Raw genomic sequence first — 24,989 nt, forward strand, 5'->3', positions numbered from 1 at the left:
TGCGCCCTAATGATAATCGAAGAACTTCAACAAAAATATGCTGCTGGTGAAAGAAATTTTACTGACCTCAATCTTTTTGAGGCCAATCTCACTGGTATTAATCTCAGTGGCGCAAATCTTAGCGGAGTCAACCTCAGTGTTGCTAACCTAAGCGGTGCAAATTTAACAGATTCTAATCTTAGTAAAGCTAAACTTAATATTACTAAACTTAATGGAGCGCATCTTAGTGGCACAAACTTAAATGGCGCTGATTTGAATGTGGCGAACCTAGTTTTAGTTAATTTGAAAAAAGCTCAATTAATTGCTGCAAAATTGATCAGAGCAGAATTAATTAGGGCAGAATTAAGTGGGGCAAATCTTTCTTTAGCTGACTTAAGTGGAGCAAGTCTTGTTGAAGCGACACTCCGAAAAACTAATCTTAGTGGCGCTAATTTAAAGGGAGCTAACTTGCGTTTTGCTTCTCTTACAGGCTCTCATTTAATAGAAGCTAACTTGCAAGGAGCAGACCTGAGTGGTGCAGACCTGAGTGGTGCAGACCTGAGTGGTGCCGAATTGAGACAAACTAATCTTAGTGGTGCAAATTTGAATGGAGCTGACTTAAGTGGGGCTAACCTACGTTGGGCTGATTTAAATGGAGCTAAACTAAAGTGGGCGAGTCTGAGTGATGCTAAACTCAGTGGTGCTGACCTAAGTAGAGCAGATTTATCCCAAGCTAACCTTTTAAATGCTAGTTTAGTTCATGCTAATTTATCAAGTGCCTGTTTAATTGAAGTAGATTGGATTGGAGCAGATTTAACGGGGGCAACTTTAACAGGAGCAAAAATTTTTGGTGCCTCTCGCCTCGGAATTAAAACAGAAGCAGTAAGTTGTGAATGGGTTGATTTAAGTGCTAATGGAGATAAAAGTCAAGTTTATTCTCTCAATTCTGGCAAAATTAAAAGTTTTTTTCATGAGACTCTTCCTCAAGTAAAGATTATTGTTGATAGTCCCTTAGATAGTTCCAGTCATTATGCTCTAGCTGCAACATATTATCAAGTTAGTAAGTATTTACCACAGCTAAATAAACCTCCTTCTATAGAAGTTAATTCTTGCAGAACAATTATTTCGTTTCCAATGAACAGCGATGAAAAGTTATTTGCTACTGCTTATATCGCTATTATACCTTTTAATGATTCTGCTAAAACCCAAGAGAGTATTATTAGTATTATGAAAATTCTTAACTCCCAAGATATAAATTATTTAACTCCTGTGGTAGCTAAAACAATTCGACAGTTAAGTACGGTTTTAACTAAATCAATTAAACAAGTTAATCAAATTAAGAAAGACAAAGCATTACTGAAATTTTGCAACGGAATTAAATTTTTTCAGACAGCAACAAGAATAACTATAATTAATTCCAGCGGTCAAAAATTTAATCTCTACCATCATCCTACATTTGGTAAACGAATAGTAAATAAAGTTAGTAAAAATCGTGAAGTAGAAACTATAATTCAAGTACCTCAAACAGAACCATATTCTCTTAATACAATTATTGATTTTATTGATGGCTTTCATAAATCATAAATAAATTTAATCTCTATAGAAGATTTTTTTGGGAAGAAAGTGAGACAAAAGAAAGAAAAATTATCTATCTTTACTCCCTCAATCAAATCAATAACTTTTTACAAAAAATAAGCAGTGATAATCAGAGCTAATCTGATTTGTAGCTAATATTTATTAAACTGGTATAATCTCTATAGCAATCCTATTTTATTCGTGGCAAAAATCTTACTGCTTTTTAGGGAACAGGGAACAGGGAATAGGGAACAGGAAGGAGTTTCAACTTTTTTATTTACTTTTTAATTTGTCACAACCTATTTAGGATTGCTATAGTAAGTGATGATGCAAAATTAATTATAATTTTTATCATATATCTCCAATCTTATCCATAAATTATCAATTATTTTTCCTTGTTTCCTGTTCCCTGTTCTCTCTCTCAACTAGGAAATCTATTTTGCACAACTACATAAATTAATTATAAATAGAAAATATTGTATACAAAATCTCTACAAAGGAATAGACTTGATAATACTAGGCTAGAAAAAAGAATACAACAAAAAGGTGTGCAAAATAATAGATACTGTCAAAGTATTTATCATTTTTCCCTGTTGTGATTGAATATTTCTTCCTTCTTCCCTTTTCCTTCTACCTTATGTAAAAAACATTTATCGCCCTTGGTATAATGTCAAAAAAATAAAGTCAAACAATATTAAGGATTTTCTTGTTTTATTTCTCTAGAAAGGCAGCAAAGTAAAAATAGTATACTTTAGCTATTAAAATCTATGCTTAAAGCAAAAAAATCAAGTTTCAAATAAATATATTATAAAAGTATGAATCGAGAAGAAATACTTCAACAATACACAAAAGGAGAAAAAAACTTTACAGGTATTATTCTATGTGAAGCCAATCTTAGCAAAGTTAATCTCAATCAGATTAATTTAAGTCAAGCAGTATTAAATCTGACTAATTTGACTGAAGCTAATCTTAGTGAAGCTAACCTGAATGGAGCCAAACTAAATGTATCCAGACTGACTAAAATAAATCTTACCCATGCTAAACTTAACGGTGCAAATCTCAACCTTACTAATCTAATTCAAGCTGATTTAAGCAATGCTGAATTAATTGAAGCCAAGTTAATTCGAGCAGAGTTAATTCGGGCAAATATGAGTAATGCTAATCTCAAAGGTGCTAATTTAACAGAGGCTGATTTAAGAGAAGCTATTTTAAAACAAGCTAACCTACAATTAGTAGATTTACATTCTGCCCGTTTACGAAGTTCTTGTCTAGCCAATGCTAACTTAGAAAGAGCTAATTTACATAGAGCAAATCTTAGTAAAGCTGATTTGAGAGGAGTTAATTTTAATAATGCTGAACTTACACAAGCTAATCTCTCTCTCTCTAATTTAAGTCAGGCTAATTTGAAAGGAGCTAATTTAACAGAGGCTGATTTAACAGGAGCTAATTTGAATGGAGCTAATCTTGATTCAGCTATACTCAATAGCGTAAATTTACATGGGGCAAACTTACATAATTCTAATTTATCTAATGCTGTTTTAGTTAATGCTGATTTAACCAAAAGTAATTTAATTTATGTTAGTTGTGAAGGAGTAGATTTAACATCAGCAACCCTAACAGGTAGTAAGCTTTATGGAGTATCACGATTTAGGATAATTGCGGAAAATATTACTTGTAATTGGGTTGATATGAGTGTCAATGGTGATGGTAGTAAAATTATCAACTTGACTCCAGAACAATCTAAGCTTTTTTTTAATGCTAGTCAACCAACTGTAAAAGTTACGGTTGATGCACCTTTATATCCTGATTCTCATTTGGCTTTAGCTGCTATCTATCGTCAAATTTATAAACAGTATAATCTTTTGGGATTACCTCCTAATATCGAAGTAAATTATCAAAAAACTATACTATCAATTCGAGTAGATAAAGATGAGCAGTTATTTCCTACTGCATATCTGATGATTTATCCATTTAAAGTATCTACATTAACTCAAAATTATTTTTTAGAATTAATCGAGCAAATTTTCCAAGACTACTCTAGAAATTTAGATGTTAGAACATCCAATCGTTTTGCTAAGATTAGGGTAAGCCTTAATAAAATGAAAAGAATAATTGATGAACTAAAAGCTAATAATACTCAACCTCCTCAAATACAAAATTTAAAGTTTTTCAGTTCCCTTATAAAAATTAAGATAGTTAATTCAATAGGACAAGATTTTTGTGTCACAAATAGTTTAGATTATACCGAAGCAATCTCTAATTTTTTAATCAAAAAAGATATAAATCAAGAATACTTAGTCAACTCTTTTATAAATCGTCAACAATTTCATAAAAACCTAGTATTATTTGTCAAAAATTTTTCTGAATAACTAGATTTTACTGTATAAAATTAGGAGCAGATCGAGGCAAAAAAATAATTTGACAAAATATCAAAAGTTGTGCTATAGATTTTTTTTGTCAGGAGTCATAAAATATAAGTCATAAGTTAGAAAGATTTTAATATTAAGTAACAGATAAAACATACCAAACATCAGTGATATTTGGTATGAGGTTTTGGGGAAAAACACTTGAATCAATTGTTTATAGAGGTTTTCAGGTAGATGAAGTACATAGTCAAAACGACAACCCTTGTAGGGACGTTCCATGGAACGTCCCTACTTTGTTCTACTAAAATGAAAACTGCTGTAATTTATGGTACTCATAGTGATAAACCTCTAAAAGAGTCAAATTCCGAACAAATCTAATACCAATTCGATCAAAAAATGTTAGAAAACTGTGTTTCTAGGGAATAGAGAATAGGGTATGTCATTTCAGTTAGCCTCCTGTCGGAGGAACTGCGCAATTCAGTTACAAGTTACAAGTTACAAGTTACAAGTTATCAGTACTTCCTGCTAAACCAGGAGGCTTGAAATACGGAATATTCTTTTTTTATCCCCTTAGGAGAGGAGGCTATTAACCCAAATTTTTCGGTCAGTAGATATTTATCCAAAATGAAGTCAAAAACCCTTTATTATAACCGTTACCCAGCTTATACACAGGTTTGATTTTTTATTGACAAATAGACCGTAATTATAATCATCTTAAAAACAATTGAAAAAACTATAGGTTTTTTTAGTAAGCGTGAGGTACACTCTTATCTTTTCTTTCTTTTTACTAGAAAATAATGTCTAAAGTCTCCCCTTTTAAGAAGATGAAAAGATAACAGTTCATTATTTCAAGCCTCTGGGTTAGCCCCAGAGGTACTGATAACTGAATTGCGCAGTTCCTCCGGAGGAGGCTAACTGAAATGACCTGTTCCCTATTCCCTAAAACCTAGAATTTTGTACATCACCAGTATAAGAATTGCTATATCTAGTAAACTTGACTACTTAATAACAAATGTCAGAAGAAATATTAAAAAGATACGAATTAGTCAAAAAATATGCACAAGGAAAAAGAAATTTTGCTGCCATTAACTTGACAGAAGTCAACCTGAGTCAGATGAACTTGAGCAAAACTAATCTTAGTAATGCTACTTTATTTGTTTGTAATCTCAGTGGTGCAAATCTCAGTGAAGCCAATCTTACTAAAGCTAATCTCAATATAGCCCGTCTTAGTAGTGCCAATCTGAAAAAGGCTATATTAAATCAAGCAACTCTCAATGTGGCCAATCTAGTCCGAGCTAATCTGAGTGAAGCTGAATTAGTAGAAGCTACCCTAGTTAAAGGAGAGTTAGTTAGAGTAGAATTAACTCTAGCTAATCTTAGGCGAGCCAATCTTAGTGGGGCCGACATGAGAGAAGCAAATATCACAGAAGCTAACTTAAGTCAAACCAACCTGAGTGGCGTAAATCTCAGATTTGCTCTAGCACAAAGAACTAATCTAGAAAAAGCTGACCTCCACAATGCCGATCTGACAAAAGCAGATCTAGAGGGGGCTAATTTTACCAATGCTGAATTGAGACAGGCTCACCTTAGTATGGCTAATCTTAGGAATACCACATTTAATGGGGCAAATCTCAGGTGGGCTATTCTCAATGGAGCTGATTTAACTGATGCCGACCTCAGTAATGTTAAATTGAGTGGAGCAAATCTTCGCGGAGCGAATTTAACTAACACAAAATTAACCAATGCTAGTCTAGTTCATGCTGATTTAAGCGAAGCCAATTTAGTCAGAGCTGATTTAGTGGGAGTAGATTTATCAGGAGCAATTTTAACTGGAGCAAAACTTTATGAAGTTCCTAGATTAAATCTTAAAGCGGAAGATATTGTTTGTGAATGGATTGATGTTAGTCCCAATGGCGATCGTAGTCAAGTTTATCGCTTTAAATCATCAGCAGAATCTAAGAGATTTTTTAACCATCAATCCCCAATAGTTCAAATTCTTGTTGATTCAACTTTAGACTTGAAAGCTAATGTGGCTCTTACTACAACTTACTATCACTTGGCTAAGGATTACGATTTTATTAATCGTCCTCCTAGTATTGAAGTTAACTACCAAAGAACTATTTTGAATTTTAGAGTAGACAGTGATGAACTGTTATTTATACTAGCATTTATAGTGATCTTACCTTTTGCTGATGCTAAAAAAGCTCAAGTTAACATTATAGAAATTGTCAAAAATCACCCTTTACAAAAAATCAATGCCAAAATATTAGAATTAGAAATTGGCATGGAACAAATCATCCAAAAAAATCAGAGAATAAAAAAAATTATTGACTCTGTTAGAGGCAAAATTACTTTTTTTTCAACCCCTACTCAGTTAATTTTAAATAATTCAAGTGGTAAGAGTTTAGTAGTAAGTAACAATCCAGACTTTGGGAAAAAAATCTGTAAAAATATAGATGAACAAAAATTCTCTTTACCCCCTGATAATAAGGTAGCTGATTTTATTAATAGCTTTTATCACTTTGGTTAAAATCTGTGATCGAAGTAGAAGTCCATCAATCTCTGCTGAATTTCCTACAATCGCAAAATCAACCTTACTGGCCTCATAATTTAACGATGGCACGGCTAGTAGCAAGGGCTTTGCGACTGGGACGTAGTGCTTTAATTCAAACAGCTTCTCCACCAGGTAGCCATAATCAACAATATCAATTGAGTTATCTGCTACCAATATTAATGTGGCCAAGAAAAACAATATTAGTTGCTCCTCAGCCAGTACAAGAACATTTACTCACTGTTGAAATTCCCAGATTACTAGCTAACCACTCTCAGATTAGTTCATCAATCCTTAATAAAGCAATCCAAACCTATCCTCCACAAGACCCTGATTTTAATGGACTACTACTGATGACGCCCGAAGCTTGGTTAGTTAGCCAATGGCAGGATGAGCAGTTTTCTAAAGGTATTCCGACAATTATTGATTGGGCAGATGATCTAGAAATTTGGGTACAAAATTATTTAACTACTCGCTTTTTACCTACCAATTGGAATCAACTGATGCAAGTTTATCCTGATCAAGCTGACTTAATTCGTCAGACAAGGATTAACTTAACCCGATCGCTCTTTCAACATCCAGCTAATCCCTACAGTTGCTACTTAATTGAACAACATGAGCAACAAATTTTACAAAATCTCATCGAAAGTTTGTCATTGCCTTCAGGAAATAAGGAATTACATAGTAATCATTTGAATAATGATTTTTGGTTTCAATGGCAAAGCAATGGACAACTAAGGTGGGCAGAAATTCATCGCCAGAGAGGATCATTTTCTTTATACTGTACTCCTTATGATTTATCTGAAGCTCTCCAGAATATTTGGACTAAACAACCTGTTGTAATTATTGGAGGAGCATTAGACCTAGAAGCGAAAGCTGATAGCTATCGACAGATGATGGGGCTAGGGGATCTAACCTGTGTTAAATTTTCCCCTGATCGTCGCAATGAGATGATTCAATTATATTTGCCCAATGGTTTACCAATGCCAAACACACCTCAATTTCAAGCAGCATTAATTGCAGAAATTCAGACTTTATTGTACATCAGTTCCAGTGCTATTGATGGATTAATAGTAATCCTGATCGGAGATGTACCACTTAAAAATCAAGTAGGTGCTATTTTGGCCTCTGAATTTGGTTCCAGAGTTCAAGTGGAAACTGTTTCTCCTGAAGAAAATGGAATTTTAATTACTGGTTGGGAATTTTGGCAAGAACATCAAAGAGTACTCAAAACACCTAAATTATTAATAATTACTACTTTGCCCCTTCCATCTTTGGAACATCCGTTAGTATCTGGACGAGTAAATTTTTATAAGCAACGAGGTTTAGATTGGTTTAGATTATACCTTTTACCAAAGGCACTACAAGAGTTACAACGTGCTATTGCCTCTGTGCGAGAATCTCAAGGTGTCGTTGCTCTGTTAGATAATCGTGTGATTTATCGTAGTTATGGCAAGCAAGTTTTAGCAGCTCTTAGTCCTTTTGCCAAAATTAATTACTTAGATACTACATGGTTAACTTGAAGAAGGGAATAGGGAGTAGGGAGTAGGGAGTAGGGAGTGGGATTAATATTCAACTCCAAGCAAATTGGTATATTATTTAGGGCTTGCTGAATAAACATCAAAGCATTTACAGATAAAGGTTTTACCCTTTTTAGGTCTGGAAAAAGTACCAGCTTTTTGGTTGATAAAGCCGAAAAAGTGAGCATTTTGGATAGATTATGGCAGAAAAATCACTCTTACTATTCTTCCTCCTGCCTTCTCTATAATTCCCACTTCTCCTGACTTCTGACTCCTGACTCCTGACTCCTACACTTACCCATAAGACTTTTTCAGCAAGCCCTATTTAGGGCTTGCTGAATAAACATCAAAGTCTTGACACATAAAGGTTTTGGCATTTATAGGTCTGGAAAAAGTGCAAAGTTTTTGGTCTAAAAAGATTAAAAAGTTAGGATTTTAACTTGGATAAGGCAGAAAATTAAGGGACTATTTTTCTGACTACCTATAGCAATGTGGGCTGGCATATTTACACATTATTTTTTGTACACCTTTTCTAGAAGGCAGTTTGAGCTGGGCCTTGTAAATACCTGAGCGCTCACTGCTATACTTTATAATTCCCATTCCTCCTGACTTCCCCTTCCAGAAGTGGTTAGGGGTGCGTTGACTCCTGCCTCCTAACTAAAACAGGACTTACGCAGAGGTACTATATATAGAGTAAAAAAACTATAACGTTATAGTTTTGAACACTATATACATAGTCTTTGCGCAAGTCCTATAAAAGACTTATTCAGCAAACCCTAGTTAGTATTGCTTGATTAATAAATAGATTAAGAACTAATTCTTAAAGTAAACTTTTTCGATACTTTTTTTAAACAGATTTAACAAACTGAGCTTTATTTTTACTAATAATTATTGTTATGATCTAGATATAAATTACTGAATAAAGATTGAGATAATTTATGGGTGAAGCAAAGCGTCGTAAAGAAGCACTAGGAGAAGAGTACGGTCAAGAATCACGATTTATTTCTTGGCTGCCAATTACTAAAAGTCAAAGTCAACAATTTATGCAGTTAACTACAACTGGTGCATGGATTGGTATTGGATTCCTTATTTTTGGCTGGTTAACAGTTAGATTTATCGGTCCTGCTTTTGGATGGTGGCAAGTTGAATAACTCTTGCTCTAGAAAGCTAGATAAAAGTTAGAAAAAAATATTAACTAATTCCTAATTTTTAATTGGGTAAGGATTAATCAAATTAGTTTTGTGGCTAAGATAATCAAAAATATTACCAAGGAATTAATTTAATTAAATTAATGAATATGGACTGATAATTCAGCCAAAAGCAGTATTGATTTTTGCTAATTTTATTGATATTTATTAAAGAGAAAATAAAGATAAAATTTGTGAGCTTGATTTTGTCAAAAATGATAATCTTTATCGCAGATTAATTCCTGATTAATAGGTGTCAAAAACAACTGACCAAATCAAATATTCAAAGTTGGGTAGCTAAATTCATTAATTGATAATTGATAATTGATAATTGATAATTACCTCTGGTTAAAACCGTTACGGAATTGAATATCGGGAAATATCCTAGCACTTTTTTTTCCCTATCCAAGGGGAGGCTTTAAACCATAATTATTTAATTATTAATAATTAATAATTAATAATTTGGTAAACATTTATTATTTATAACTTGAAGTAACTAAAACGGACTAAGATTAGCAAAATCAATAACCCTCAACATGATTTTATATCCCTAAATCCTGATGGGGTCTAAATATTTTGTTTATACAAAGTCTCCAATAATTAATTGCAAATTCACAGCAATTCACCCCTAGAAAAACTTATATTTTATTGGGTTAAATAAAATTGCAATTGGATTGTGATTAATAACTATTGCTTATAACTATTAATTGGTCTAGATACTGTTTTACTTATAGCGATAATTAATTATTTATATAATTTCCGAATTTGAGTTTCTTAATACCTGATTTGAGAAGCTAAATTAATGGCTTGAGTCTAGAAAATACAAGCATTTAGCTGAATGTTGTGGTTGATACTTTGCTCAAAAATCCTATCAGTTAACTTAAGAGATATGGTATTAAAGGCCATTTAAGAGATATGCGATAAAAGATAATTGGGTTTATACTATTTCAGAAGTTAAACAAAAAAATTTTATAAAAACTTAAACATTGTCTAAAATCTTAGGGTTGTGGTGATAGGAGGATTATTGTGTTTCATAGACTTGCAGAACAACATCGTCAATTTGTACAAGACCTAGTAATGAATTTACAAGCTCTAGCAATTGTTCTAGAGAATAGAGGATATTTGGCATCCTGTTACACTTGTGGAGGTCAAAGGAATAGTGCATCATTCATGGTCAGTCTAGGAGAAAATCATCTGATTCGCTTTCTCGTATCAGATTATGGAATTACATGGACAGAAATGCGAGATGACCGTGAATTAATGAAATTAGAAGGAGCTGAAGCAATTAGCCAACTACAAGAACTAGCTAATTTGGTCAAAAATCAGATTCAGCCTTGTCAAAAGTCTAATCAACTGAGGCAGGAAGACTTCAGCCTGAATAAGGCAATTTAGTCCAAGAGTGATCCTGGGTGAGACCTCGTGGTTGTAATACTAAATTCAAAAAAGATAATTAATTAGAATAAATACAAAACTTTTAATGGACTTCCTGCCAATCATAGAGCTGTAATTAAAATTAATTGGCAGAAAAAGAATTTATTAAACTTATCGAACTGTGTTTAGTCCATTAACAGCAGTTTGACTCTAATCAAGACACATTCTAGAAATCGATAATTCGTGAATCCGTTATTCTGACTCCTAACTTCTGTCAAGAAAATACTACTAGAGAGTATTTTTTGAAACTCATATAACCTACAGATAAAACTTCCATAAATTTATTCTATCTATAGAGTTTTCATTTGATATGTGGAAACTAAGTTCTATTAAAAAGGGAATAGGGAATAGGTATGGAGGGAATAGGGAAGAAGGGAAAACAGCATGAAATAGTAGATTAACACAAGGATATGTGGTATTCTGCACAATGCTTTTTTATTATAAAAAAACTAAATTTTGATTTACATATCATTTGAAAATACTATATAGGGCTGGCTGATTAAATATCAAAGCATTGACAGATAAAGGTATTAGCCTTTTTGAGTCTGAAATACTTTGGTTCTCAGTCCTTGAGCCTCAAAAACTTAGAATATTGGGATGACGCGAGGCAGAAAAATCACTCTTGCTATACTTTATGACTACCTTCTGTATAACTCCTATTTTTCCTGATTATTAACTACTCCCTACTCCCTACTCCCTACTCCCTACCTCAACAAAAAGTATTTATTTAGCAAACCCTATACATATACATTCTCTACAAGAAAAACTCAAGAATCAATCAAGGGTAATGGATGATTTTTTTTGCCTTTGATAATTGATAGAATTATTTATAGCTCTACCCAATTAAGGTATTTGAAATTGGTACAAGCTGAAAAGCTATTTGAGTAAACTTTTGTACGAACAACTAAGTCAGGACTCAGGGATGGGAATCGAGAAACCGATTTTTTTCATATATCCATATTTTTCAAACAAATAACTTTTCCTAGCAACCGGGTTTCTTTGGGTAAGTCCTATTAGGTATAAAAATTGGCAACCTAATAATTGCTGTAACCAAGATAGAAAAAGCTACTTGTCTATTAATCTGACAATGTGGCTTAACCGGATGTTAATCTATAGATATAGATAAGTTAAAAATTTAACATTAGCTGGACACAAATTACTACTAACAAAGTATAGAGCGGTCTGGCAAGATAGGAGAGTTGATTGCAAACTATGAGTCTTCTAGAATCTCAATGGCAACATTTCTTTGTAGACACCAATAATATTCGCCTACATTGTGTTACTCAAGGTGAGGGAGAATTAGTCATACTCCTTCATGGTTTCCCAGAATTCTGGTATTCTTGGCGGTATCAAATGCCGGCATTGGCACGTCATTTTAAGGTTGTAGTTCCAGATTTACGAGGCTACAATGATTCCGATAAACCAGATAATGGTTATGACTTAGATACTTTAGCTGCTGACATTCGGGGACTAATTGAACGTTTAGGTTATGTTAAGGCACATATTGTTGGACATGATTGGGGAGGGGCGATCGCATGGCATCTAGCTCAAAAATTTCCTGAATACTTAAACCGTCTAGCAATCTTGAATGCAGCTCATCCACAAAAATTAATTCAAGAATTGGCAGGAAATGTAGATCAAATACGCAGAAGTTGGTATATATTAGCTTTTCAAGTTCCAGGAATTCCAGAATGGCTAATCCAGCAAAACTTAAGAGAATTTATCAAAGGAATTTTTCAAGGACAAGCAATTCGTAAAAGTGCTTTTACTACTGAAATTACTCAGATTTATCAAGCAGCTTTAGAGAAACCAGGAGCTTTAGTCGCTGCAATTAATCACTATCGTCAATTTCTTTTGCCTCAAAATTGGCTAAAAAACTTTAACCCTAAGCCAGAAAAAGTTACAGCACCTACTTTAATTTTATGGGGTAAAGAAGATTATTTTTTAAGTCAAAAACTTACAGAAGGTTTAGACAAATTAATTGCTGCTCCTTTCTGGTTAAAAGTTATCCCTGACTGTGGTCATTGGATTCAGCAAGAAGTACCCCACACAGTGAATCGAGAGTTGCTGAACTTTTTCGGGAAAAAATAATCAAAAAACAGGTTTGTATGAGCATATACTAGAGCGTGTCATCAATTAAATCTGCAAATGTTATCTAGCAAGAGTTTTTAGTTTTTGGTCTTGAAAGGACTCCAAATGATAAAGACCTTGACTTACAAAGCTTATAACTTCTAATTGATGACATACCCTAAGTATAATAAAGTTTGTAAATAAATATAGTCATATAATAGGACTTACCCAGAGACTGTCTATATAGCGTTTAAAACTATAGCGCTATAGTTTTTGAACTCTATATCTCTAATATATAGTATCTTGGCGTAAGTCCTTATATAGTTAAATATAGTTATATGGTCTGTAGAAATTTACCATCGGATTGAGATAATTTAGGAATGTTAGGAGTTACCCAGAGACTGTCTATATAGCGTTTAAAACTATAGTGCTATAGTTTTTGAACTCTATATATAGTACCTTGGCTTAAGTCCTTATATAGTTAAATATAGTTACATGGTCTCTATAAATTGGGCATCTGATTGAGATAATTTAGGTCTTGCTGATTAAATCTAAAAGGATTTTTCGGTCTTGAAAAAGTACCTGGTTTTCAGCTCTTGATGCTCAAAAAGGAGGACATTTCTAGGGCATGGTATAGCAAAAAAATTCTTCCCCTACTCTCCCCTCTCCTCCTACTCTTTAAAAAAGACTTTTGAGCGCAAACCCTAATTTAGCAATGTTAGGACTTACCCAGATACTATGTATATAGTACCTTGGCTTAAGTCCTCATTATAGTTAAATATAGTTACATGGTCTCTAGAAATTGGGCATCGGATTGAAATAATTTAGCAATGTTAGGACTTACCCAGATACTATGTATATGGTGTTCCAAACTATAGCGCTATAGTTTTTGAACTCTATATATAGTACCTTGGCTTAAGTCCTCATTATAGTTAAATATAGTTATATGGTCTCTAGAAATTGGGCATCGGATTGAGATAATTTAGCAATGTTAGGACTTACCCAGATACTATGTATATGGCGTTCCAAACTATAGCGCTATAGTTTTTGAACTTTATATATAGTACCTTGGCGTAAGTCCTCATTATAGTTAAATATAGTTACATGGTCTCTAGAAATTGGGCATCGGATTGAGATAATTTAGGTCTTGCTGATTAAATCTAAAAGGATTTTTCGGTCTTGAAAAAGTACCTGGTTTTCAGCTCTTGATGCTCAAAAAGGAGGACATTTCTAGGGCATGGTATAGCAAAAAAATTCTTCCCCTACTCTCCCCTCTCCTCCTACTCTTTAAAAAAGACTTTTGAGCGCAAACCCTAATTTAGTAATGTTAGGACTTACCCAGATACTATGTATATGGTGTCCCCAACTATAGCGCTATAGTTTTTGAACTCTATATATAGTACTTTGGCGTAAGTCCTCATTATAGTTAAATATAGTTATATGGTCTCTAGAAATTGGGCATCGGATTGAGATAATTTAGCAATGTTAGGATTTACCCAGATACTATGTATATGGTGTTCCCAACTATAGCGCTATAGTTTTTGAACTCTATATATAGTACCTTGGCGTAATTCCTGCTCCTCTAAATTACCCGTTTCTCCTGTAGGGGCGATTTCCTCGGTCATGCTCCGCAAACGCTAATCGCCCCTACGACTCCTGACTCCTAGCCTTAACACTAATACTTTCTATACGCAAACCCTCATGATTAATTGTTAATTATTAATTATTGAATAATTACCAATGCCAAAAAGATTAAAGATTATAGTTGCGTAATTTTTTAGATATTAAATTAACGCAACTATGAAACACTAAAGTACAGCTCAACTTTAGGCGTTGGTAAATGAGGGTATGATTTGTATTTTTTGGTAATTGCTAATCTATTGAATAACAAATATTTGAGATTGTTCAATTTTTATTTTCATACCTTTATTTACCAAAACCAAAATTTACTCTTCTTCTAGAATTTCATCCTCATCTTCATCCTCTTCTATTTCATCAACCTGTGCCACAGAATTAGCAGAAACCACAGCACCATCACTTAACTGTTCCCGAACTTTACCTTCAATTTTTCTGGCAAAGTCAATGTTTTCTTCCATATAGGCAATAGCTTTTTCTCGACCCTGAGCAAAATTACTTCCTTCGTAGCTATACCAAGCACCTCTACGTTTAATTACATCTGTCTCTTCAGCTAAGTCAATAATACAACCGACATTAGAAATTCCTTTACCAAAAATAATATCAAATTCAGCAACACGGAACGGAGGAGCAACCTTATTTTTAGCAACTTTTACCTTAGCATGAATACCATATTCCTCTGAAGATTTCTTCAAAGTTTGTGTACGACGAATATCAAGTCTAACCGAAGCATAAAACTTAAGAGCATTACCACCAGTAGTAGTTTCTGGATTACCATAAACAACACCTATTTTTTGCCGAAGTTGGTTGAGAAAAACTACTGTACAACCAGATTTACCAATATTACCTGTAATTTTCCGTAGCGCTTGACTCATCAAACGAGCCTGGAGACCCATGTGAGAATCTCCCATATCTCCCTCAATTTCAGCTCTAGGTACCAATGCTGCTACCGAGTCAACAACCACAATATCAACAGCTACAGAACGAACAAGGTGATCCACAACTTCCAAAGCCATCTCCCCAGTATCAGGTTGAGAGACCAATAAATTCTCAATATCTACTCCTAATGCAGCAGCATAAGTAGGGTCTAGAGCGTGTTCCGCATCTACAAAAGCTGCTATACCTCCTGTTTTCTGAGTTTCAGCGATCGCGTGTAAAGCAAGAGTAGTTTTCCCCGAACTTTCTGGCCCATAAATTTCAATAACTCTGCCCTTGGGTAAGCCCCCTCCCAATGCTAAGTCTAAAGTCAGTGCCCCACTAGGGATTGTTTCTACCTTCATGCGGGTAGCATCTCCCAAACGGACAATTGAACCTTTACCAAAACTTTTTTCTATCGTTTTTAGGACTGAATCTAAAGCTTTTTGTTTTTCTTTGTTATCTGTAGCTGAAGCCATTTGTTTTTTTCCCAACTTACACTCACTAGATAATGGCTACCCATAAGGGTAAATGTAGTTTTTCATACTGCATCATCGTAACATTTTTAAAATTCTATTATTAGATAATACATATAAAATATTATTAAGATTATATAACTTAGGCCAAGAGACCTCATTTAGAGGATAAATATTGGTTCAAACAAGATAAATATAGAAGCCATTTGGAATATGAGCAAAGGTACGAGTTTTTGGCAAAGGAGCCAGGAGTTAGGAGTCAGAAGTCAGGAAGTCGAGAATAGAAAATAGGGCAAAAAGCTAGAAAAATGACCCTATATCCATATCTATCCCTCTATTTTTCAATAGAACCCATTTGGAATCTATAGAAAAAAATAGACTTTATAGGTTCTAATTGGTAATTTATAGTAGTCCACGAAGGCAACTTGACAGGCTCAAGATGTTTGAGGTTATAAAAATTGGGTATAGTCTTTATCCCTGATAATTCTCGTGGTGTAGCACTAGATTATACGGATAATTATTTTCCATAAAAGACTTATTTGTAGCAATATTTTATAGATTGGTAGACGATAATCTTATGCCCCGATCATTTCCAGAAGTTATTTGTGCTATCTTATACATACTAATTAAGCCAACTTAATGTATAAAGCAATACCCAAAAGCATTAATCAGAATAATTGGGTCTAAAACCCCTAACCCCGCCTTTTAAGGTGAAATGTTTTTGGAGGGTTACTCACCCATCCCCGTGACAAAAACAACTTCTAACTTCTGACTTTTGAGTTGGTTAACCTCTCTTAAGGAGAATATGATAGAAGTCGCCGAAGGTTTTTCAGACCATAGCTAAAGCTGACGGGTTTCCAAACAACCGATAGATATTATATGTAGAGTATGCCAAAAAATATTCCTTTCGTTGACCTCAAACTCCAACATCAACCACTTAAAAGTGAATTAGAAAATTCGATTCAGGAAGTATTAGAAAGAGGAGATTTTATACTTGGTCAAGCAGTAGAAAAATTTGAGTCCTCATTCGCTACAGCTTGTGGAGTAGAAAATGCCATTGGAGTTGCTTGTGGCACAGATGCTATAGCACTTGGACTTCAAGCTTGTGGTATTGGTGCAGGAGATGAGGTAATTTTACCAGCTAATACATTTATTGCCACTTTAATTGGGGTACTTTATGCTGGTGCTACCCCAGTGCTAGTAGACTGCCATGCTGAAACTGCGTTAATTGACTGGGAAGCTGCTCAAAAAGCTGTCACATCCAAAACCAAGGCAATATTGCCAGTACACCTTTATGGTCAAATGGTAGCTCCTAGTGAACTAAAAGACTTTGCTCAAGCTAACAACCTAATTATATTTGAAGATGCAGCCCAGGCTCATTTAGCCGAAAGAGAAGGATATTGTGCTGGAAGTGTAGGAACTGCTGCTGCGTTTAGCTTCTATCCTAGTAAAAACTTAGGTTGCTTTGGTAATGGAGGAATTGTTATTACCTCCGATCCAGAGGTGGCAAGTAAAATGCGAACTCTCCGCAATTATGGAGCGCCCCGTAAATATGTCCATGAGGAAGTAGGCACAAACAGTAGACTTGATACAATACAAGCTGCTGTACTTAATGTCAAGCTTCCTTATTTAGAAGGTTGGAATAGCGATCGCAACCAAGCGGCCCAACAGTACGATAACCTCCTCAGCCCCATGGAAGAGAAAGGTATTACTCCCATAAAGAATGTTAGTGGTAGTGGGCATATTTATCATTTATATGTGATTCGAGTCACTGACAAATCTCCAATTAACCGGGATACCCTAAAAGAGAAATTAGGAGCCGCAGGAATTTCAGTGGGTATCCATTACCCAATACCCTGTCATCTCCAACCAGCTTACCAAAACTTAGGTTATAAAAAAGGTGACTTTCCTAACAGTGAAACTTTGAGCGAACAGATTTTATCTTTACCTATGTATCCTGTAATTAGTGAAGAACAAATTCATCAAGTTGCCGAGACAATTAGTCAAATTATCAATTAGTAACTATTGGTTTAATTGATTTTAAAGTTCAGGGTGTTTTCTGAAAAATATCATCTATACCGTTTCACGGAAGTAAAAAGTAAAAAATCAAAAAAAAATAGATACTATTGGCTTCAACTTTTAACTCACAAGTATTGCCGGGAATTATTTTACACTCCAGGTTGTAAAACTATTTCCGACTTATGGACAGTGAAATGGTATAAAACCAATGAATTTGAGTTATTCAATTACCCTAAGTAGAGAAATAGAATATTTTTCTCATCATCTATCTTTCCAATTCAAAATTGCTGAATTTACAGCATATTTGATCTGAGTTAAGTACATAAGTTCGGGCAAGATGCCCAACCCACAAGAATTTTAAAATTAATATCTGTACTTAACTTAATTGACTTCCAATATGCTGTATATCTTTTAATTAAAGATATAGTCTAAAATGTTAAATGTTTTAATTACAATCAATATAACTAAAAAATATGCAAAGCCATCGAAAATTTCCTATTGCTATTGAGCAAAATTTACTAACAATAGCCATCGCTGCCCTAATCTTTTTGATGTATGCTCCATTAATAATCTATTGGTATAATGGATGGCTCAATAAAAGCATAAGTATAGAACATGAATATTTTAGTCATGGAATAATAGGTTTACCTTTTGCTAGTTATATTGTTTGGAATAATCGCCATAAATGGCAAAACTTGCCAAATATTTCTCACCCCTTAGGAGCAGTATTATTAGGAATTGGAGGAGTTTGGTATATCAGTGGTATTCCAGACTTAATAAACTTATCTTTTCCGATAATATTGGCAGGAATTTGCCTTTGGTTTAAAGGAATACCAGGTTTAAAATTAATGGGTATGCCATTACTATTTATTTTGCTTGCTAGTCCTAATTATATTCCCTACTTAATTGAACCCTATGCCTTACCTCTACAGAAATTTATTGCTGCAGTTGCCGGGTTTATTTTAACTCAGTTGAACATGGAGGTTACTGTTGAACAAATATACTTATATGTCGGGGATAGAATTGTCGAAGTTGCTCCCCATTGTGCTGGATTAAAAATGTTATTTACCAGTATCTATGTTTCTCTAATGTTACTTTATTGGACTGGAGCTATAGCAAGTCGTGCTAAGACAACTTTTTTACTCGTTAGTACAGTATCAGTTAGTGTCACTGCAAATATTGTCAGAAACACTGTACTAACAATTTTTCATGGTACAGGTAAAGATGAAGCTTTTCATTGGTTACATGATGGATGGGGTGGAGATATGTATTCTGCCTGTATGTTGGGTTTATTAATTCTGATTATGAACTGGATAGATAATTATTTCACAAAATCAGTAGATTCTACAAATGAATCTAATATATAGAAATTGTTATTAGAGTTGAGGTACAAAGTTTTAGGATTTTAGGTTGTAGGGAAAAGCCAACATGGAAAAGAAAAAACAAGTGTACATCAGTAACTTTAAAAACAGGGTAGTCCTGCTCGCGTAATGGTTTTTCACTAAGATGAGGTGATGGGGTGATAAGGATATGGGAAGAATTGTTAGGATTTGCTGTATACTCCTCGTGTTTTAGTAAAACAAGGTATTCATACATCTAAATACTTCTGGAGTTTTTCTCTATAGAATCCCTGAAGGTATCTCCAGAAAATAGGTCGGAGGGATAAGAAATTGATAAAAAATGGGTAATAATTGATTTGATGATTGGATGAGTGGGAGATATCTAATACACCCCATTTCCCCACCTCCCCATTTCCCCACCTCCCCTTCTCCCCCTCTACTTTTAAATAGATACACTTAGGGGTTCTATACAGACTGTGAAAAAAAATCCTTGTACCCCACTTCCTTCTAACATTACTATGCATCACCACTAGAAACAGTATATAAGTAGATGGTCGTAATTAAACATAACTATCTCTGAAGTGAGTGGAATGGAGTAGATAGAAACAATCTCAATGATTTCCAGGATTTTAAAATAGGTTCCATTTTACAACTTTTTTTGTCTACCTACTTAGACATATAATTAAGAGATAGTTCTGCAATTATTTTTGGCGATTCAGATCATCTCATAGCCAAATTAAATTATCATTACTTTTTATGGTTTACAGTTTTAAATTATTTCACAAATATCAACTTTCAAAAGTTATATTACTCGTGTTTTTCTTAATTGTTTTAGTAGTAGGTGCTGTTCCTGGTTATATAACAGGAAAATGGTCATGGGAAAACACAGCCCAAATGAGTAATTTCAGAGACTTAAAACAAATCAGAGAAGACGGATTAACTATTTCTGATTTGATAACAATATCCCATCAAAAACTTCTAATTGCTGACCATAAATGGTTGCTGCAAGAAGTTAAACAGAATAATCAATCTATATTTTTGTTACTTTTAACTCCGAATGGACCAAGAGACCAGCCCCAAGTAGAATGGATGGATATAAACGGGTTTAATCGCTGGAAAACAGATTCTCACCAGCGAGTTAAATTTACCTTGGAAATAGCAGGTAATGGGAATGGAACTACAGACTCACAAAAGCAATCTTCTAATATAGAAGCTAGATTCTTTCGAGGCTGGACAAATAAACAAACTTATGCAGTTCTGCAATGGTATGCTTGGCCTGGAGGAGGAAGTCCAGAACCTGGTGATTGGTTTTGGAAAGATAGATCGGCTATGATATCCAAAAAGCGTGTACCTTGGGTAGCAGTCAATATTTTATTTCCTGTTGAACCTTTAGCAGATATAGATCCCTATCTCTCACAACTCATTTCTATCGGGCAAAAAATTCAAGCATCACTGATGACAGAAGCATTCAAATAATATTTGAGATATCACAAACCACAATTAGTTAAGTTACTCGAACTTCTAAGACATACTCGTTAGAATACGCAAAGAGTTACTTATCCTAAGAAGAAAATTTAATAACACAAAGCTAGTTCAAAGTTTATGATTAACTACTATTCTCGAAAGTTAATTTATTTATCCTTAGCCAAATTTTACTCTAGTGCTATAATATTATCCTTAGCTGGGTTAGTTTTTCCCAAAACTGCTTATGGGCAACTCCAATTACCCAATAACTCTAAAGAAAATATTGCACAAACAAATATAAAATCTCCATCTATAGGTTCTCCACCCTTAGATCCTAACTTCGATTCAGACCCAGATTTACGATTAAGACGTTACTTACTCGGACCGGGAGACCAACTTTCGATTCAAGTTCAAAGATTTGCTGACTTAAATGTAGCAACAACTATAGGTCCAGAAGGTACTATTCAAATGCCTCTGATAGGAACTGTCTTATTGCAAGATTTAACGATATTAGAGGCAATAGCAAAAATCACCTCTGAGCTAAATAAATTTATCATTAATCCAGAAGTATCCATATCTTTAGTTGTCCAACGTCCAGTCCAAGTCACAATTGCTGGAGAAATTACAAGACCTGGTTATTATCCGGTAGGAGGAAATTATCAAATTTCAGATGCTTTATCAGCAGCAGGTGGGACAACTTTTACAGCAGACTTACGGAATATAGAAGTGCGTCGGACCTTAGCTGATGGTTCTGTAGTGAGTCAGATAGTAAATATTTTAACCCCACTACAAGAAGGTGGTTCTCCTCCTGATTTACGTTTAGAAGATGGGGATGTGGTAATTATACCTTCTCAGAAATCTATTACACCTCAAGAAAAAGACAGAGAGTTACTCACTAATTATAGTCAAGCAGGAGCTTTAGCTACTGGTATTGTTACTGTAAATGGGGAAGTAACTCGACCTGGTTATTATCCTGCAAATCAGGTATCTTCTGCTTTATTAGCTGCTGGTGGTGCTTCCCTGACTGCCGATCTGCGACGAATTTTAGTGCGCCGGACGTTAGGTGATGGTACCGTGATTGAAGAAACAATTGATTTATATACTCCTTTGCAAAATTCTACTGACTTGCCCAATATTCCCTTAAAGGATGGCGATGCTGTAATTGTGCCTACACTAGAACCAGGATCGGACTTTGGTTATGATCGGGAGTTAGTTGGTAAATCGACTTTGAGTCAACAACAAATTACTATTCGTATTTTCAGTAATCCTAATGATACCTTGGCTACTACTAATCTACCAAATGGTAGCAGATTAATAGATATTCTCAATGGTATAGCCGTAGAGTCAGCGGATTTAAAAGCAATTAATTTAATTCGATTTGACAAAGAAAAAAGGAAAATAATTAGGCGGGAACTGAATGGGCAAAAAGCAATATTTGGTGATGATTCTCAAAATATTTTGCTTCAGAATGAGGATATAGTTGTTATTGATCGCACTTGGATTAATAACATTAACCATCTATTTGAAAGATATACACTTCCTATTAGAACTTCTCTGGAATTCGTCCTGTTTTTTCGGTCTTTACAACAAGATACCTCTAACGTTTTCTTTGGTGGTGGTAATAATAATAATAGAAATAATAATAATTAATAAAAAATGAAATTGACGATATCAGTATAATAGTGCAATCCCTAATCAAGTCTATTAAAAATCAAATATGAATACCTATTTCAGGTAGAGATTTTTTCCGAAATTCTTAGACATATAATTCGGATCGAATATTAATATAGATCCAAGACCTAAAAACTCAGTTGTAAATCTATTCTATTTATCAATAAAAACTGGATTATGGCTATACCAATTGTTAAACGTTATTTAATTGCTTTAGGACTATACAAGTGGGTGGGAGTAGCAACTTTCGCAGTTGCAGTAGGTGTTTCAGGAATAGTTGCTTTGCAACCAGTTGAGGAACCAAAACATACAATTCTAGGTACATTGAGGAGTATTCGTCCTCCTGTATTATTTTCCCAGACTGGTACTGCAATTCAAGAACAAGCTGCGGCAGTTACTCCAGATATGTTACTAAATGATGAAGTTAGACAGGCAGCAGCAGAAAAGGTATTAGTAGACGCAAGAAAGCTGAAGGGAGCAAAATTCGGCGCAAAAGAAGGTGTATACTTTCTACAGTATGAAGATACAGATGCAGAAAAAGCTGTAGAAGCAGTAGATGCACTGATGGCAGAAATCGTGAAGCAAAGTCGAAAAATTAATGCTACTTATCAAACAACTATTATTGAAGAAGTTAAAAAACGTTTACCTGCAGCAATTGAAGACTTGAGAAACGCTCAAGAAAAACTACAGAAATTTGAAAGAGATGAAGAAGCTTTGTTGATAACAGCAAGAGCTGCTGCTTTACCTGCAGCGATCGCAGGTAACCGACAACAACAAACTCAGATTAAGTTAGAGTTAGAAGGTGTAGATGCTCAAATTAATAGTTTAGAGACACAGTTAGGGTTAACTGCAGATCAAGCTTATGTAGCACGGGCACTCGCCGCCGATCCAATTATAGCAAATCTCCGAGTGCAGTTATATGAAGTAGAGAGTCAGTTAGATAAGCTACTGTTAGATTTTCGAGAAGAGTATCCTCCTGTAGTTGAGTTGCGTAGACAAAAACAAGTTGTAGAAAAACAGCTACAACAACGTGCGGCAGAAGTTTTAGGAGGTAATGGTATTGCAGCACCATTAAGAAAAGTAGATCAAATTCGGGTTGATGCTTCTTTAGACCCCACAAGGCAACAGTTATCAGAAACCCTCATTTCCCTGAAAGCTCAAAAGGAGCAGTTAGAAAGACAGCTACAAAGAACAATTGAAACTGAGAAGGAATTGGAAGTTGAGTATAAGACTATCCCCGATAAGCAATTAGAATTAGTGAATTTGCAAGAAGAAGTTGCTGTGAAAAAGTCTCGTCTTGATAGTATGCAAACTAAGTTAGAAGATGCTGAGGCAGCAGAGGCAGAGATAACTAGCAGTTTAGCCATTGCTCAGAAAGCTGGTGTTGCTAAGAAAGGCGAGGCAGCGGAAAAAAGTATGCCTTTAATGATGGCAGTAGGGGGACTAGCAGGTATAGTTCTTGGTGGAGGCTTAATTTTTGTCTTGGGAATGCTTTCTGGCAAGTTCTATTCTTGGGAAGAAATCAAAACAGCTTTAAAGGAAAAGGATGTGCCTTTATTGGGTTTGTTGCCTGATGTCATGCTTTTTGATCCAGATATGGAGCTAGAAGAAATGCCTTTGTTACTGGAGCGTAATTCACCTTATTTGGAATTCTATGAAAAGTTGCGGACAAATTTGCAGCGTCAGGGAAGTCAACCTCCAAAAGTTTTGCTCTTGAGTAGTGGAGCTAAAGGAGAAGGGAAAACATTTTGTGCTTATAATTTGGCGATCGCTTCTGCACGAGCAGGTAAACGAACACTTGTCATTGAAGCAGACTTAAGGTCTCCATCAAAAGCTGAGTCTCTCAAAATTTTTCCTAATGCACATAGCGATGCTGAACCACTTCGTTATTATGGGGATATTAATGATTGTATTCGACAAGTGCCAGAGGTAGAAAATTTGTATGTGATACCTACTCCTGGTATTGTCAAACAACCAGGAGGAATCATTGAATCAAGTGAAATGCAAAGGCTACTTTCAGACTCACGACATCGTTTTGACTTTGTTATCCTAGATGCTCCTTGTATGACTCAGAACAATGATGCTTTTATTCTAGAGCCATATACTGATGGGATGATTATTGTGACTCGACCACAATATACTATATCAGGTATGTTGACAGAAGTTATAGAACAGCTCACAAATGATGAAGAGGATGAATCTAGTAAGTCTGGCCCTCAGTTTTTAGGAGTTGTGGTCAACGGAGCCGATCTTCCTGTAGAATTTCCATTGGAACCATTGGATGATTTTGATATCTCTGAGCCACAGATCGCCGACTCACCTAGACCTAGTATAGGAGCTACAGCAGGAGTAGTAACACAGGTTCATAGTTGATAATATAGCGCTACGCACAAGTCAAAAGTCAAAAATAATCCCTGACGTTCGTTTGAGCATTTAGAACTGTCCTAACCATAATGCGTAGTGCTATAGCTTTTATAACCATAAATGTAGAGACCTTGAAATCAAAGTCTCTACTACAGCTTTCAATTATTTACCACTTGCTGATGAAATCTCAAATAATTTGCAGATACAAGGTTTCAAACTTTTTAGTTCCTCAAAAAGTGCTAGGTTTTAGGTTGTTCATGTTCAAAAAGTGAGCATTTTGGACAAGAGTTAGGCATAAAAATCAATGGAAGATTCTTCCTGCTTCCTCCTATAAAACTGCCCTTTCTCCTGACCGAAAAAAAAGGGTATACGTCTCTCCTTTTAAGGGGATAAAAAAAGAGGATATTCCTTATGTCAAGCCTCTGA

At 34.7% G+C, this 24,989-nt stretch carries 13 protein-coding genes; 12 read left to right on the plus strand and 1 reads right to left on the minus strand.

What is annotated here, in order from left to right; all coding sequences use genetic code 11:
* The first annotated feature begins 9 nt into the window (after positions 1-9).
* The 7 genes from ACP6PK_RS21295 to ACP6PK_RS21325 all read left to right on the plus strand — a co-directional run bounded on the left by ACP6PK_RS21295 (position 10) and on the right by ACP6PK_RS21325 (position 12,700).
* Positions 10-1,563 carry a pentapeptide repeat-containing protein gene (locus ACP6PK_RS21295; RefSeq protein WP_426562424.1) on the plus strand — a complete coding sequence of 518 codons (1,554 nt, stop codon included), beginning with the start codon at positions 10-12 and terminating at the stop codon, positions 1,561-1,563.
* An 806-nt stretch (positions 1,564-2,369) separates the two neighbouring features.
* Positions 2,370-3,923 carry a pentapeptide repeat-containing protein gene (locus ACP6PK_RS21300; RefSeq protein ID WP_426562426.1) on the plus strand — a complete coding sequence of 518 codons (1,554 nt, stop codon included), beginning with the start codon at positions 2,370-2,372 and terminating at the stop codon, positions 3,921-3,923.
* 1,009 nt (positions 3,924-4,932) lie between these two features.
* Positions 4,933-6,450 carry a pentapeptide repeat-containing protein gene (locus tag ACP6PK_RS21305; protein WP_426562428.1) on the plus strand — a complete coding sequence of 506 codons (1,518 nt, stop codon included), beginning with the start codon at positions 4,933-4,935 and terminating at the stop codon, positions 6,448-6,450.
* Between the two features lie 5 nt (positions 6,451-6,455).
* A complete protein-coding gene (locus tag ACP6PK_RS21310) occupies positions 6,456-7,994 on the plus strand; it encodes a helicase C-terminal domain-containing protein (RefSeq protein ID WP_426562430.1) in 1,539 nt (512 codons plus the stop codon).
* Between the two features lie 935 nt (positions 7,995-8,929).
* Positions 8,930-9,142, plus strand: a complete 213-nt coding sequence (locus ACP6PK_RS21315) for a DUF2839 domain-containing protein (RefSeq protein ID WP_426562432.1) — start codon at positions 8,930-8,932, stop codon at positions 9,140-9,142.
* Between the two features lie 1,062 nt (positions 9,143-10,204).
* Positions 10,205-10,570: a DUF1815 family protein gene (locus tag ACP6PK_RS21320; protein ID WP_094671599.1), complete on the plus strand. Its 366-nt coding sequence runs from the start codon at positions 10,205-10,207 to the stop codon at positions 10,568-10,570.
* Between the two features lie 1,251 nt (positions 10,571-11,821).
* Complete coding sequence (locus ACP6PK_RS21325) at positions 11,822-12,700, plus strand: alpha/beta fold hydrolase (RefSeq protein ID WP_426562435.1); 879 nt, start codon at positions 11,822-11,824, stop codon at positions 12,698-12,700.
* Between the two features lie 1,925 nt (positions 12,701-14,625).
* On the opposite strand, the gene recA is transcribed toward ACP6PK_RS21325, so the two are convergent.
* Positions 14,626-15,708 carry a recombinase RecA gene (gene recA, locus ACP6PK_RS21330; RefSeq protein WP_426562437.1) on the minus strand — a complete coding sequence of 361 codons (1,083 nt, stop codon included), beginning with the start codon at positions 15,706-15,708 and terminating at the stop codon, positions 14,626-14,628.
* A gap of 885 nt (positions 15,709-16,593) precedes the next feature.
* Between recA and ACP6PK_RS21335 the strand changes: the two genes are divergently transcribed.
* The 5 genes from ACP6PK_RS21335 (at position 16,594) to ACP6PK_RS21355 (ending at position 24,572) form a co-directional block, all read left to right on the plus strand.
* Positions 16,594-17,724 (plus strand): DegT/DnrJ/EryC1/StrS family aminotransferase, encoded by a 1,131-nt coding sequence (locus ACP6PK_RS21335; protein ID WP_426562439.1) that lies wholly within the window; start codon positions 16,594-16,596, stop codon positions 17,722-17,724.
* Between the two features lie 473 nt (positions 17,725-18,197).
* A complete protein-coding gene (gene crtB / locus ACP6PK_RS21340; protein ID WP_094671948.1) occupies positions 18,198-19,091 on the plus strand; it encodes a cyanoexosortase B in 894 nt (297 codons plus the stop codon).
* 729 nt (positions 19,092-19,820) lie between these two features.
* Entirely contained in the window at positions 19,821-20,540 is a 720-nt protein-coding gene (locus ACP6PK_RS21345; RefSeq protein ID WP_426562441.1) for a cyanoexosortase B system-associated protein, read from the plus strand.
* Positions 20,541-20,666: 126 nt separating this feature from the next.
* Positions 20,667-22,178 (plus strand): SLBB domain-containing protein, encoded by a 1,512-nt coding sequence (locus ACP6PK_RS21350; protein ID WP_426562443.1) that lies wholly within the window; start codon positions 20,667-20,669, stop codon positions 22,176-22,178.
* Between the two features lie 198 nt (positions 22,179-22,376).
* Positions 22,377-24,572 carry a GumC family protein gene (locus ACP6PK_RS21355; protein ID WP_426562445.1) on the plus strand — a complete coding sequence of 732 codons (2,196 nt, stop codon included), beginning with the start codon at positions 22,377-22,379 and terminating at the stop codon, positions 24,570-24,572.
* Positions 24,573-24,989: the final 417 nt, after the last annotated feature.

Source organism: Dapis hubbardiae BLCC-M172 (assembly GCF_050016015.1).
Taxonomy (GTDB): Bacteria; Cyanobacteriota; Cyanobacteriia; order Cyanobacteriales; family Microcoleaceae; genus Trichodesmium.

What these genes read in the sequence shown, in the direction of transcription:
- ACP6PK_RS21295 (WP_426562424.1), top strand. Translation starts at nt 10, where the DNA reads ATGATAATCGAAGAACTTCAACAAAAATATGCTGCTGGTGAAAGAAAT.
- ACP6PK_RS21300 (WP_426562426.1), top strand. Translation starts at nt 2,370, where the DNA reads ATGAATCGAGAAGAAATACTTCAACAATACACAAAAGGAGAAAAAAAC.
- ACP6PK_RS21305 (WP_426562428.1), top strand. Translation starts at nt 4,933, where the DNA reads ATGTCAGAAGAAATATTAAAAAGATACGAATTAGTCAAAAAATATGCA.
- ACP6PK_RS21315 (WP_426562432.1), top strand. Translation starts at nt 8,930, where the DNA reads ATGGGTGAAGCAAAGCGTCGTAAAGAAGCACTAGGAGAAGAGTACGGT.
- ACP6PK_RS21325 (WP_426562435.1), top strand. Translation starts at nt 11,822, where the DNA reads ATGAGTCTTCTAGAATCTCAATGGCAACATTTCTTTGTAGACACCAAT.
- recA (WP_426562437.1), bottom strand. Translation starts at nt 15,708, where the DNA reads ATGGCTTCAGCTACAGATAACAAAGAAAAACAAAAAGCTTTAGATTCA.
- ACP6PK_RS21335 (WP_426562439.1), top strand. Translation starts at nt 16,594, where the DNA reads ATGCCAAAAAATATTCCTTTCGTTGACCTCAAACTCCAACATCAACCA.
- crtB (WP_094671948.1), top strand. Translation starts at nt 18,198, where the DNA reads ATGCAAAGCCATCGAAAATTTCCTATTGCTATTGAGCAAAATTTACTA.
- ACP6PK_RS21345 (WP_426562441.1), top strand. Translation starts at nt 19,821, where the DNA reads ATGGTTTACAGTTTTAAATTATTTCACAAATATCAACTTTCAAAAGTT.
- ACP6PK_RS21350 (WP_426562443.1), top strand. Translation starts at nt 20,667, where the DNA reads ATGATTAACTACTATTCTCGAAAGTTAATTTATTTATCCTTAGCCAAA.
- ACP6PK_RS21355 (WP_426562445.1), top strand. Translation starts at nt 22,377, where the DNA reads ATGGCTATACCAATTGTTAAACGTTATTTAATTGCTTTAGGACTATAC.